This window comes from Pseudooceanicola marinus (assembly GCF_020177265.1).
GTDB classification, from domain to species: Bacteria; Pseudomonadota; Alphaproteobacteria; order Rhodobacterales; family Rhodobacteraceae; genus Pseudooceanicola; species Pseudooceanicola marinus_A.
The window spans coordinates 88,481-100,440 of sequence record NZ_JAIVMC010000009.1 but is presented as its reverse complement, the minus strand read 5'-3'; the positions used below and the strand labels follow the sequence as shown (position 1 = coordinate 100,440).

At 66.7% G+C, this 11,960-nt stretch carries 12 protein-coding genes; 5 read left to right on the top strand and 7 right to left on the bottom strand.

All coding sequences use genetic code 11. The features are described 5' to 3' along the window. Nucleotides 1–28 precede the first annotated feature (28 nt). Together LC066_RS16260 and LC066_RS16255 are read left to right on the top strand one after the other, a co-directional pair. Nucleotides 29–946: a sulfite exporter TauE/SafE family protein gene (locus LC066_RS16260; RefSeq protein ID WP_224901143.1), complete on the top strand. Its 918-nt coding sequence runs from the start codon at nt 29–31 to the stop codon at nt 944–946. A 2-nt stretch (nt 947–948) separates the two neighbouring features. After that, a complete protein-coding gene (locus tag LC066_RS16255; protein WP_224901140.1) occupies nt 949–1,767 on the top strand; it encodes a TIGR02186 family protein in 819 nt (272 codons plus the stop codon). Between the two features lie 124 nt (nt 1,768–1,891). Here the strand turns inward: LC066_RS16255 and LC066_RS16250 are convergent, their stop codons facing one another. The 7 genes from LC066_RS16250 to LC066_RS16220 all read right to left on the bottom strand — a co-directional run bounded on the left by LC066_RS16250 (nt 1,892) and on the right by LC066_RS16220 (nt 7,473). Then, the gene (locus tag LC066_RS16250; protein ID WP_222480043.1) at nt 1,892–2,785 is read right to left on the bottom strand and encodes a lysophospholipid acyltransferase family protein; all 894 of its coding nucleotides are present in this window, start codon (nt 2,783–2,785) and stop codon (nt 1,892–1,894) included. Between the two features lie 71 nt (nt 2,786–2,856). After that, complete coding sequence (locus LC066_RS16245; protein WP_222480041.1) at nt 2,857–3,135, bottom strand: HPr family phosphocarrier protein; 279 nt, start codon at nt 3,133–3,135, stop codon at nt 2,857–2,859. A gap of 36 nt (nt 3,136–3,171) precedes the next feature. Next, on the bottom strand, nt 3,172–3,570 hold the full coding sequence (locus tag LC066_RS16240; protein WP_085889441.1) for a PTS sugar transporter subunit IIA: 399 nt from the start codon (nt 3,568–3,570) through the stop codon (nt 3,172–3,174). 44 nt (nt 3,571–3,614) lie between these two features. Continuing rightward, nucleotides 3,615–4,517, bottom strand: coding sequence for an RNase adapter RapZ (rapZ, locus tag LC066_RS16235; RefSeq protein WP_224901137.1), 903 nt, complete (start codon nt 4,515–4,517; stop codon nt 3,615–3,617). Nucleotides 4,518–4,562: 45 nt separating this feature from the next. Then, entirely contained in the window at nt 4,563–5,012 is a 450-nt protein-coding gene (locus tag LC066_RS16230) for an HPr kinase/phosphorylase (protein WP_224901134.1), read from the bottom strand. Between the two features lies 1 nt (nt 5,013). Continuing rightward, nucleotides 5,014–6,759 (bottom strand): sensor histidine kinase, encoded by a 1,746-nt coding sequence (locus LC066_RS16225; protein WP_224901131.1) that lies wholly within the window; start codon nt 6,757–6,759, stop codon nt 5,014–5,016. A gap of 12 nt (nt 6,760–6,771) precedes the next feature. Continuing rightward, nucleotides 6,772–7,473, bottom strand: a complete 702-nt coding sequence (locus LC066_RS16220) for a response regulator transcription factor (protein ID WP_222480033.1) — start codon at nt 7,471–7,473, stop codon at nt 6,772–6,774. A gap of 473 nt (nt 7,474–7,946) precedes the next feature. Here LC066_RS16220 and LC066_RS16215 point away from each other — a divergent pair, with 473 nt between their 5' ends. The 3 genes from LC066_RS16215 (at nt 7,947) to rimK (ending at nt 11,724) form a co-directional block, all read left to right on the top strand. Continuing rightward, nucleotides 7,947–9,545, top strand: coding sequence for a phosphoenolpyruvate carboxykinase (locus LC066_RS16215; RefSeq protein WP_224901128.1), 1,599 nt, complete (start codon nt 7,947–7,949; stop codon nt 9,543–9,545). Nucleotides 9,546–9,550: 5 nt separating this feature from the next. Further along, nucleotides 9,551–10,153, top strand: a complete 603-nt coding sequence (locus tag LC066_RS16210) for a DUF3859 domain-containing protein (protein WP_224901126.1) — start codon at nt 9,551–9,553, stop codon at nt 10,151–10,153. Between the two features lie 188 nt (nt 10,154–10,341). Beyond that, a complete protein-coding gene (rimK, locus tag LC066_RS16205) occupies nt 10,342–11,724 on the top strand; it encodes a 30S ribosomal protein S6--L-glutamate ligase (protein WP_224901124.1) in 1,383 nt (460 codons plus the stop codon). Nucleotides 11,725–11,960: the final 236 nt, after the last annotated feature.

Sequence of the window (11,960 nt, the reverse complement as noted above, 5' to 3'; positions counted from 1 at the left end):
CACTGCGGCAATCGCGCTAGGAGACAGCATGCAGATCTACCTCCCCATTGCCGAGGTTTCCGTGAACATGTTCCTGCTTCTGGGGCTTGGGGGCATGGTGGGGGTCCTGTCGGGCATGTTCGGGGTCGGTGGCGGCTTCCTGATCACGCCGCTGCTGTTCTTCATCGGGATCCCGCCCACAGTCGCCGTGGCCACCTCCGCCAACCAGATCATCGCCTCCTCCGTCTCCGGCCTCTTTGCGCATCTGAAAAGGCGCAACGTGGACCTGCGCATGGGGATGCTGTTGCAGGGCGGCGGTGTCGTCGGGGCCGGGCTGGGCATGCTGCTGTTCAACTGGCTGAAACAGCTGGGCCATGTCGATCTGCTGGTGAACCTCTGTTATGTGGTCTTCCTCGGCGCCATCGGCTCTCTGATGTTCGTGGAAAGCCTGTCGGCGCTGCGCCGGGCGCGCGGCGGTGGCGGCGGTCCGGTGAAGAAGCGCAAGCAGCGCGGGCTGGTGCACACCCTGCCGATGAAGATGCGTTTCCGCACCTCGGGCCTCTACATCTCGGTCATCCCGCCCTTCCTGGTGGGGGCGGCCGTGGGCGTGCTGTCGGCAGTGATGGGCGTCGGCGGCGGCTTCATCATGGTGCCGGCGATGATCTACCTGCTGCACATGCCAACGAAGGTCGTGATCGGCACCTCGCTGTTCCAGATCATCCTGGTGGCCGGTGTTACCACCTTCCTGCACGCGGTCACCAACCATTCGGTCGATATCGCCCTGGCCCTGTTCCTGCTGATCGGTGGCGTGGTGGGCGCCCAGTTCGGCACCCGCATCGGGGCGAAGATGAAGGCCGAACAGCTGCGTATCCTGCTGGCCTTGCTGGTGCTGTCGGTCTGCTTCAAGCTGGGCCTCGACCTGGTGCTGCCCCCGGCCGAAGTCTACACGCTGACGGAGGTGCAGTGACCATGCGCCTGCCTCGCCTCTCTGCCCTTCGGGCTCTCCTGGCCGCCGCCCTGCTGGCCGCCCCCGTCGCCCTGCCCGCGCAGCAGGCGGAGGAGGTCCCCGCCCTGCCTGCACCCGAGGAACTGGTCCTGGGCCTGTCGCAGAACCGCGTGGCGATCACCGCCAATTTCGACGGCTCCGAGATCCTGATCTTCGGCGCCGTCAAACGCGACACCGCGCCGCTGGCGGAGCCGGCCGATGTCATCATCACCGTCGCCGGGCCGAACGAGCCGATCGCGGTGCAGCGCAAGGAACGCCGTGCCGGTATCTGGGTGAACGCCGACCAGGTGACGATCCGCCAGGCGCCCAGCTTCTACGCCGTGGCCACCTCCGCGCCCCTGGACGACATCCTGTCAGCCACCGAGGATCTGCGTCACCGCATCTCGATCCCCCGCGCCATCCGCTCGATCACCTCGGGCGACGAGGTGACGGACGAGGACGCCTTCGTCGAGGCACTGGTGCGGATCCGCCAGCGCGCCGGGCTCTACCAGATGCGCGAGGAAACCGTGGGCTTCGACCGGCAGACGCTGTTCCGGACCTCGGTGCCGCTGCCCTCGTCGCTGCCCACGGGCGTCTACAGCGTCGACGTCTACCTGGTGCGCGATGGGTCGGTCGCCTCGACCCATGAAACGGCGATCCGTGTGGGCAAGGTGGGGCTGGAACAATGGCTCTACGCGCTGTCGCGCGAACAGGGTGTGCTCTACGCGCTGCTGGCGATCTTCATCGCCATCTTCGCGGGCTGGGGCGCCTCGGAAATCTTCCGCCTTCTGCGCAACCAGTAACCGGATCGCCCAGGGCCGTTAGTCGGCATACGGGTCATCCGACAGCCGAAAATCTCTGGGGGGAGGCGTGGCCTGCCACGCCGGGGGGCAAAGCCCCCTCTGCCGTCCAACCGGGGCGAGGCGATCAGCCCTTGTTGCCCAGCTTCAGCGTGTGCTCGCGCAGCCAGGCCATGAACCCGCGGGGGTTCTTCTTCAGCTCTTCCATCTGCGCGTCGTCGATCACGTCACCGACGATCGGCGCCTGGGGCTTGTTCAGCGAATGCACGATCTCATGCAGCAGCAGACCCTGGCGCAGGGTGGCCGAGATGCGGTTGGCGACGTGATACCAGCGCGAATTGCCGCCGGTGAAATGGATCGGCACGACCTTGGCGCCGGAGCGGCGGATCATCTGCGCAGTGAAGACGTTCCATTCGGCCTCGATGGCCGGGCCAAACATGCTTTCCGAGGCTGCGACCACACCGGAAGGGAACAGCGCGACCAGCCCGCCTTCCTTCAGGTGCGCCATGGCCTTTGCGCGCATCTCGATCATCTTCTTCTGCGCTTCCGGGTCATGCGGAAAGGGCACCGGGATCATGTAGGACGAGGCGACCTCGTCGATGCCGGTCAGCACGGAGCGGGTCAGGATCTTGTAGTCGAGGCGGCGACGGCCGACCATCTCGGCCAGGATCATGCCGTCGACCATGCCGTGCGGGTGGTTCGCGACCACCACGACGGGGCCGTCGGCCGGGATCTTCGCCAGTTGCTCTTCGGGGGTGGTGACGGGGATGCCCATCACGTCCAGGCAGGCCTTCCAGAAGGCCTGGCCCTGCGGCGCGCCCTGACGCTCGAACTTGCGGATCAGCCGCAGGATCGTCAGCTTGCCGGTGAACCATTCCAGGGTGCGGATCGCATTGCGCTGGAAGGCATTGTCGAAGGTGTTGGAATAGGTCAGGGACCGTCGGTCATACTTGGTATAGTTGACCTGATCGGGCGCGCTCTGGTGCCCGCGAGCGACGTGATTTTCAGTCGAGTCTACCAAGGCAAGTCACCTGTCTTCGTCGTCCGCGTTCTGTCGTGTGGGTTATACGCGGCGGAACGGAATGTCCGTCTCTACATGTCTTCCCCGAAACGGTCCGCCACCAGCTTTTCCAGCGCATCGGCCAGTGCCACGGCATCGGGCCCGGAGGTTTCAACCTCAATAGAGCTTCCCTTGCCTGCTGCCAACATCAAAAGGCCCATGATGCTGTCGCCGCCAGTGGACATCCCGTCGCGGCTGACCTCGGCGGAGGCGTCGAAAGCCTCCACAACCTCGACGAACTTGGCCGAGGCCCGGGCATGCAGACCCTTCTCGTTCACGATCTCAAAATGTCGTGTGACGCTATCGCTCATCCCGGCCCCTCATTCGTCCCAAAACCCGATCGACCCTCAGGCGGACCCGGCGCTCAGATTGCGGCTGTCGATATACTTGCGCCCGGCTTCCGTGGCCACGCGCACCGCCTCCGGCAGCGTTTTATGCCGCGACTTGGCCAGCTTGATCAAGGCCGGAAGATTGACGCCGTAGAGGATCCGCCGATCATCGGGACGGCAGGCCATCAGCGACAGGTTGCTGGGCGATCCGCCGAACATGTCGGTCACCACCACGACGCCCTGCCCCTGGTCCACGGACTCGGCGGCGGAACAGATCTCCCGCTCCTTCGTGCCGCGGTCGCAATTGGCGTCTATGGAGATGGCAGAGATTCCCGGTTGCGGGCCGACCACATGCTCGACCGCAGCCTTGTATTCCCGTGCCAGCCCGCCATGGGCGACGATGACGATTCCGATCAAGGCCGGTCTTCCCTCGGGTATGCGCGCGGGGACCGCGCCGGGGGTCATCCTCCCCCCTCCGCAGTCCGGCGCCGTTCCTGTTCGCGATGCCTAATTGACACTTGCCAACCGGCCTCCGCAAGAGCCCGGCCCAGCCTTTCCGCCAAAGTGACGGAACGGTGCTGACCGCCGGTACAGCCGAAGCCGATGGCCAGGTGGGCCTTGCCCTCCTCTATATAGGCGGGCAGCAGCATCAGCGTAAGATCGGTCACCTTTTCGAGAAAAGGCGCGAAGCGCGGGTCGGAGGCGACGTAGGTCTGCACCGGCTCGCTGGTGCCGTCCAGCGCCCGCAGCGCCGGTTCCCAGTGCGGGTTGGCCAGGAAACGCACGTCGAAGACCATGTCCAGCCCGCGCGGCAGCCCGCGCTTGTAGCTGAAGGAATGCAGCGACACCGCCAGGCCTTGTCCGCCCTGGGGGGCGAAATGGCCGTCGACCTCGCCGCGCAGGTCATGCACCGTCATTTCCGAGGTGTCGATCAGGATGTCGGCCAGGGCGCGGATCGGCCCCAGCAGGTCCAGTTCCCGCGCGATGCCTTCCTCCGGCGTGCCCTCGGGCGCCATCGGATGACGCCGCCGGGTCTCGCTGAAGCGCCGCGACAGCACATCGGCCCGGCAATCCACGTAGAGCAGTTCCAGCGGCAGGCCGCGCAGCTGGCGCAGCCGGTCCAGCGCCTCGATCAGCGCCTCGGTGGAGAAGTCGCGGTTGCGGGTGTCCACGCCAAGCGCCAGCGGGCGCGACAGCGGCGGCCCGTCCAGCAGGCGCGGCAGAAGGGACAGGGGCAGGTTGTCGATCGCCTCGAACACCAGGTCCTCCAGCGCGCGGATCGCCGTCGACCGGCCCGCGCCGGCGGGGCCCGTCACGAGGACGAGGCGCGGGGATTGTCGGGGCTGTTCTTCGGCGGTGGCCATGGCTGCCGTCGGTCTCGGGTGGACGGGAGAACCCGCCTCGCGTGTCTACGCGCGACGTCCCTCCCGCAAATATTGCAGAATCGCCGCGGCGAATGCCGCGGTCCCAGTATTGTGAAGCAAGGTTAAGGAAACCCCCAGCAAATTCGTGCTGCGCTGCGGCGGCAACCGCTCTGTTTCCGGGCGGTCCAGGTCGATGACCAGCGCCAGCGGGCTGGGCCCGGCGGGGCTGGCGTTCAACAGGCCGACGCCGCGTGCCTCGATCATGCCCGACAAAGCCTCCGGCGCACGGGCAATCACGCGGGGGCCGTCGCAGGTCAGGATTACCCGGTCATCGGCCACCAGCCGCGCGCCGCGGGCCATCAACTCCAGCGCCAGGGAGGATTTTCCGGACCCCGACGCGCCCCGGATCAGCGCCGCGCGCCCGCCAACCACGACGCAGCTGGCATGGACGACCTGCGCCCCCTGCCCGCCCACGCTGTCGGTCGCGGACGCCATCTCAGATCGGCAGGCCGACGACGAAACGCGCGCCCAGCGGGTCGGAGGTAATGTCAGCATCGGTGGGGCGGATGTTCTCGGCCCAGATCACCCCGCCATGGGCCTCGACGATCTGCTTGGAGATCGCCAGACCAAGGCCGGAGTTGTTGCCGAAATCCGACGCCGGGCGGTGCGAGTAGAAGCGCTTGAAGATCTTCTGCAGCGACTGGTCGGGAATGCCCGGCCCGGTGTCCTCGACCACCACCAGCACGCGGTTTTCCCGGCGCCGGGCCCAGACCCGGATCGCGTCCCCCTCTTCGCAGAAACTGATCGCATTGGTGATGAGGTTGACGAAGACTTGCGCCAGACGCGCCTCCAGCCCGCTGAGGATCAGGGTCTCGTCCGGCAGGTCGGTGATGAAGTCGATCCCCTTGCCAGCGGCCTGTTCGCCCAGGTAGTCGGTCAGGCTGCCCAGCATGCGCAGCAGGTCGAACTCCTCTTCCTCTTCCTTCACCAGCTCCGAATCCAGCCGCGAGGCGTTGGAGATGTCGCTGACCAGCCGGTCGAGGCGGCGCACGTCATGTTCGATCACGTCCATCAGCTGTTCGCGCTGATCGTCGCGCTTGGCCACACGCAGGGTGCCCACGGCGCTGCGCAAGCTGGCCAGCGGGTTCTTGATCTCATGCGCCACATCGGCGGCGAATTGTTCGTTGGCGTCGATCCGGTCGTAAAGGGCGCTGACCATGCCGCGCAGGGCGCCGGACAGCCGCCCGATCTCGTCGGGACGTGCGGTCAGGTCGGGGATGCGCACGCGGCTGGGTTTCGGCCGGGTATTGCCCCGGTCGCCCCCCAGCTCGGCGGCGGCGGCCAGATCCGACAGCGGATTGGCAATGGTCGAGGCCAGCACGAGGCTGAGGCCCACGGAAACCAGCGTGGCGATGATGAACATCTGCAGCACGCGCTCGCGTTCCTGGCGGACCATGTCGTCGATCTCGCCCACCGATCCGGCCAGCGCCACGGCGCCCACCACCTGCCCCCCCGCCTCGATCGGCGACAGCGCGGTGTGGAACCGCCCCTCCGATCCGCGCGCGGTGGAGGTTTCGGCGGCGCCGATCCCGTGATCGGCCAGCAGGCGCTGCGCCTCCTGCTCGATGGCGACGGTGGGCTGGGGCACCCGACCGGAGGAGAAGACGGCGGTGATGCCGTTCCAGATCGCGGTCAGCGCATCGGTGACATAGGTGGGCCGTTCGGACTGCGACCGGGGGGCGGCGCCCGGTGCGGTGCCGGCCCGGCGCGCAACCAGCTCGCCGTCGTCGTCGAAGACCAGCAGGGTCAGGCCGCTGCGCAGATCCAGGGCGGTCAGCGTGCCCGGCACGTCGACGCCGCGCCGGGTCATCAGGTCGACCTCCGCCCCCGGGGCGATCTGCGCCTCGAAGACACTGGCCACCAGATCCGCCTCGCTGACCAGCGCGGCCTGGCGCTGTGCCAGCAGGCTGTCGCGCGACGAGTTGAGGTAGAGAACCCCCGCCACCAGCACGTTCAGCGCGATCAGGTTGAAGATGATGATCTTGCGCGTCAGCGGCGACGCCTTCAGCGCCAGCACCCCACGCTTCTCGCGGCGGGCGCGGAACTCCTCGTCCACGACCGTTCCCGGGGCCTCGAACTCCTCACCCAGCACAACGTCGCCGCGGCGCTTCTTCGCGCCGCCGCTGCCCCGCCGTGCCCTGGCCGTGTCGTCCTGCACGCTGATCCCTTCGGCAAGCGCCATGGGCCTGGCCCGTTACTCTTCGTTGTAGCGATAGCCGATGCCGTAGAGCGTCTCGATCGCCGAGAACTCGTCATCGGCCGAGCGCAGCTTCTTGCGCAGGCGCTTGATGTGGCTGTCGATGGTGCGGTCGTCGACATAGACCTGGTCGTCGTAGGCGACATCCATCAGCTGATCGCGGCTTTTGACGAAGCCGGGACGCTGTGCAAGGGCCTGCAGCAGCAGGAACTCGGTCACGGTCAGGGTCACGTCATGGCCCTTCCAGGTCACCGAATGGCGCAGCGGGTCCATGCGCAGGTGGCCGCGTTCCATCACCTTGGTGTCGTCGGTTTCGGCCACGACGTCGCCCGACTGGGCCTCCTGCCGGCGCAGCAGGGCGCGGATCCGGGCCACCAGCAGGCGCTGGCTGAAGGGTTTCTTGACGTAGTCGTCGGCACCCATGCGCAGGCCCAGCACCTCGTCGATCTCGTCATCCTTCGAGGTCAGGAAGATCACCGGCATGGTGGTCTTCTGACGCAGCCGCTGCAGCAGGTCCATGCCGTCCATGCGGGGCATCTTGATGTCCAGCACCGCCATGTCCGGCAGCGCCTTGTTGAAGGCCTCCAGCGCGGCCTGGCCGTCGGAATAGGTCTCTACCTCGAACCCCTCGGCCTCCAGCGTGATCGCCACGGAGGTCAGGATGTTCCGGTCGTCGTCCACGAGTGCGATCTTGGACATTCTGCTTCCCTTCTAAACTGCTCGCTCCGGTCCCGGCTGTCTGTCGCCCTATGCCGTCCCGTGATCGGGGCAACCGGGGCCCGCACCCTTCGGACCAGTCTGGGAGTCTCATTGACATGATTTTGCCGCAATACTCGCCCCTCCGGACCGATCAGGCAATCCTGAAACGCGAATCGTGCTTCGCACCAGGATTGGATTGTGGCGAAAATGTCTTATGCACGTCGGAATTTTCCGTTGCACGACAGAGACCTGCCACCCCGGTGGCCGGTTCCCGCGCTTGGTTGCGCTAAACGCGGTATGGTTGCGCTAACCTCCCGGAAGCGCCCTGTTCACATCCGAAGACGACATGCTAAGAGGCCGGTTATCGAGGCGTCCCGCCCCGGTTCCGCCGCCAGCCGCCCCATCGGGCGCGCGAACGGACGGCGACGGATGAGAGGACCGCCGCACCGACGCGGCTACAGGAGTGTTAAGATATGGCATTTGGACGGGTGAACCCGCACTTCCGGCTCGAAGATCAGGGGATCGAAGGGCTCGGCAATGTCTATTACAACCTTATGGAGCCCGCGCTGATCGAAGCCGCCCTGAAGAAGGGTGAAGGCACCCTTGGCAAGGGCGGCACCTTCCTCGTCACCACCGGCAAGTTCACCGGCCGGTCCCCCAAGGACAAGCACGTCGTGAAGACCCCCGACGTGGCCGACAAGATCTGGTGGGACAACAACGCCGAGATGTCGCCGGAGGCCTTTGATGTCCTCTACGCCGACATGGTCGAGCACATGAAGGGCAAGGATTACTACGTGCAGGACCTCGTCGGCGGCGCCGACCCGGCCTATGCGATCAACGTCCGCGTCGTTTCGGAACTGGCCTGGCACAACCTGTTCATCCGCCACCTGCTGCGTCGTCCCGACCGCGAGGCGCTGAACGACTACGTGTCCGATTTCACCATCATCAACTGCCCCAGCTTCTCGGCCGATCCCGAAAAGCACGGCTGCCGCAGCGAAACCGTCATCGCGCTGAACTTCGCCAAGAAGGTCATCCTGATCGGCGGCACCGAATATGCCGGCGAGAACAAGAAGTCGGTCTTCACCCTGCTGAACTACCTGCTACCCGAGAAGGGCGTCATGCCGATGCACTGCTCGGCCAACCACGCAAAGGGCAACCCCGTCGACACCGCCATCTTCTTCGGCCTGTCGGGCACCGGCAAGACCACCCTGTCCGCCGACCCGGCGCGCACCCTGATCGGGGATGACGAACACGGCTGGTCCGACCGTGGCACCTTCAACTTCGAGGGTGGCTGCTACGCCAAGACGATCAACCTGTCGAAAGAGGCGGAGCCAGAGATTTACGCCACCTGCTCGATGTTCGGCACGGTGATCGAGAACATGGTCTTCGATGAGGAGACCTTCGAGCTCGACTTCGAGGATTCCAGCCTCACCGAGAACATGCGCTGCGCCTACCCGCTGGAGGCGATCTCCAACGCGTCGGATACGGCCCTGGGCGGCCATCCGAAGAACATCATCCTGCTGACCTGCGACGCCTACGGCGTGCTGCCGCCGATCGCCCGGCTGACGCCGGCGCAGGCAATGTATCACTTCCTGTCGGGCTTCACCTCCAAGACCCCGGGCACCGAGCGCGGCGTCGTGGAACCGATCCCGACCTTCTCCACCTGCTTCGGCGCGCCCTTCATGCCCCGTCGCCCTGAGGAATACGGCAACCTGCTGCGCGAGAAGATCGCCAAGCACGGCGCCACCTGCTGGCTGGTCAACACCGGCTGGACCGGCGGCGGCTTCGGCACCGGCTCGCGCATGCCGATCCGCGCCACCCGTGCCCTGCTGACCGCCGCCCTGGACGGCTCGCTGAACGAGGCGGAGTTCCGCAAGGACGCCAACTTCGGCTTCGAGGTGCCGGTCTCGGTCTCCGGTGTGGCCGACGCCCTGCTGGACCCGCGCCAGACCTGGGACGACAAGGCCGCCTATGACGCCCAGGCCGCCAAGCTGGTCGGCATGTTCTCGGAAAACTTCGAGCAATACCTGCCCTATATCGACGACGACGTGAAAGCCGCCGCGATCGGCTGAGGCGGATGCAGATCCTCTCGCACATATCTTCGCAGCGCCCCGCCCGGTTGTCCGGCGGGGCGTCTGCACGTCGGGGATGGGCCGCGCTGCTGGCGGCCCTGCTGCTGGCCGGCCCCGCCGCCGCGCAGACCGATCCCGACATGATCGCGGACCCGCTGGAGATGGACGAGGCCGGGATCTACTGCCCCGCCGACCATGTCAGCAAGGAACCGGCGCCCAACACGGAATCGGGCTACATCCTGCTGACCGAGGGCAACCCCGAGCTGGCCCTGACCAGCCGCGTTGTGCCGGCCTACATCGGCATCTCCTTCGGCATCCGCATCCGGCTGGCGCCGGGAACGGAGCCCGGCCCCTACCTTTTCACCGTGCGCCACCCGCCCATTGGTCCCCGCCAGGTCACCGTCGAAAGCTGGGACCCGGCGCTGTCGGCCAACTGGGGCGTGCGCAGTTTCAACTTCGAGTTCGATCGCGAAATGGTGCCCGGCACCTGGACCTTCGAGGTCAGCCGCGGCGAGGACACCCTGCTGCGCCAGAGTTTCGAGGTGGTGCCCGCCATGCAGGCCCCTGCCGCCATCGACATCTGTTTCGGCAACAGCTTCGTCTCCTGACGGAGGCAGAGGCGGCGATGCCGCCTGCGGGGATATTTCAGGCAGGACGACGACGCGCGCGCCCTCACGGCACCGCTGTCATACAGCCATTGCACCCGGCGGGTGTGATTGGCTAGTGGCCCTGTTAGGGTCGCAACCAGACCCGACGATTCCGCCCGCATCCAGCCCGCATTCCAGAAGGACCCGACATGGCGCAATTCACACTCGGCTGGGAGGAATGGCTCTCTCTGCCCGGCCTCGGCCTGCCCGCGATCCGCGCCAAGGTGGACACCGGCGCCCGGACATCTGCCCTGCACGCCTTCGCCATCGAACCCTTCGGCCCGGCCGAGAAACCCATGGTGCGCTTCGCCATCCACCCCGACCCGTCCGACGAGTCATTGGAGATCATCTGCTCCGCGCCGCTGAAGGACCGCCGCGAGGTAACCTCGTCCAACGGCGAGACCGAGCTGCGCTTCGTCATCGAGACCGAGGTGACCATGGGCGATCGCAGCTGGCCGCTGGAGGTGACGCTGACCGATCGCGGCTCCATGGCCTACCGCATGCTGCTGGGACGGTCGGCCATCGCCGAGGACATGATCGTCTCGCCCGCACAGAGCTTCTGCCAGCCGGAGCTGTCCTTCGACAGCTACCGTGACACGCCCCGGCTGAAGAAGCACCGTCGCGCCCTGCGCCTGGCGATCCTGACGCGGGAACCGGGCAACTATTCCACGGGCCGCTTCATCGAGGCGGCAGAAGCCCGCGGCCATACGCTGGAGGTGATCGACACCTCGCGCTGCTACATGAACATCCGCGCCGTGGGGGGCGAAGTGCACTACGATGGCCGCCGCCTGCCTCACTACGACGCGGTGATCCCCCGCATCGGCGCCTCGATCACCAACTACGGCACCGCCGTCGTGCGCCAGTTTGAAAGCATGGGCACCTATTCCCTGGCGGGCTCCGAAGGCATCGCCATGTCCCGGGACAAGCTCTATGCCCACCAGGTCCTGGCCCGGCACCGCATCGGCATGCCCACCACGGCCTTCGCCCGCAGCCCCAAGGACTCGGGCAACCTGATCCAGCTCGTGGGCGGCGCGCCTCTGGTGCTGAAGCTGCTGGAATCGACGCAAGGCAAGGGCGTGGTTCTGGCTGAGACCAAGAAGGCCGCCGAGTCGGTGATCTCGGCCTTCCGCGGCCTGAAAGCCGACTTCCTGGTGCAGAGCTTCGTCAAGGAAGCCGCCGGAGAGGACATCCGTTGCCTGGTGGTCGGCGGCAAGGTGGTGGCCGCGATGCGCCGCCGGGGGGCGCCTGATGATTTCCGCTCGAACCTGCATCAGGGCGGCACGGCCGAGCCGGTGCGCATCACCCGCACCGAACGCGACACCGCCGTGCGCGCCGCCCGCGCGATGAAGCTGGACCTGGCGGGCGTGGACCTGTTGCGCGGCGAGGACGGCCCGAAGGTGTTGGAGGTGAACTCCTCCCCGGGCCTCGAAGGGATCGAGAAGGTTTCGCACAAGGACATCGCCTCGCTGGTCCTGCAGCACATCGAGGCCAAGGTCGCGCCCCGCAGCCCGCGCAGCAAACGCAAGACCTGAGGCCGCGCGCCGCCCCGGCCTGTCGACCTCCGCCGGGTCGGACACCTCAGGCCGGAGTATTTCCAGCTTCCGGACAGAGAAAGGGCGGCGTCACGCGCGGCGCCCCCTTTCACCTATACGATGGCTGGAAATACTCTGGGGGAGTCTCCGGCACGGAGACGGGGGCAAGGCCCCCTCTCCCCGTCACTTGCCGCAGCCGCGGCGGGGGAAAAGCCCCCTCCGCCGTCCATTTGCCG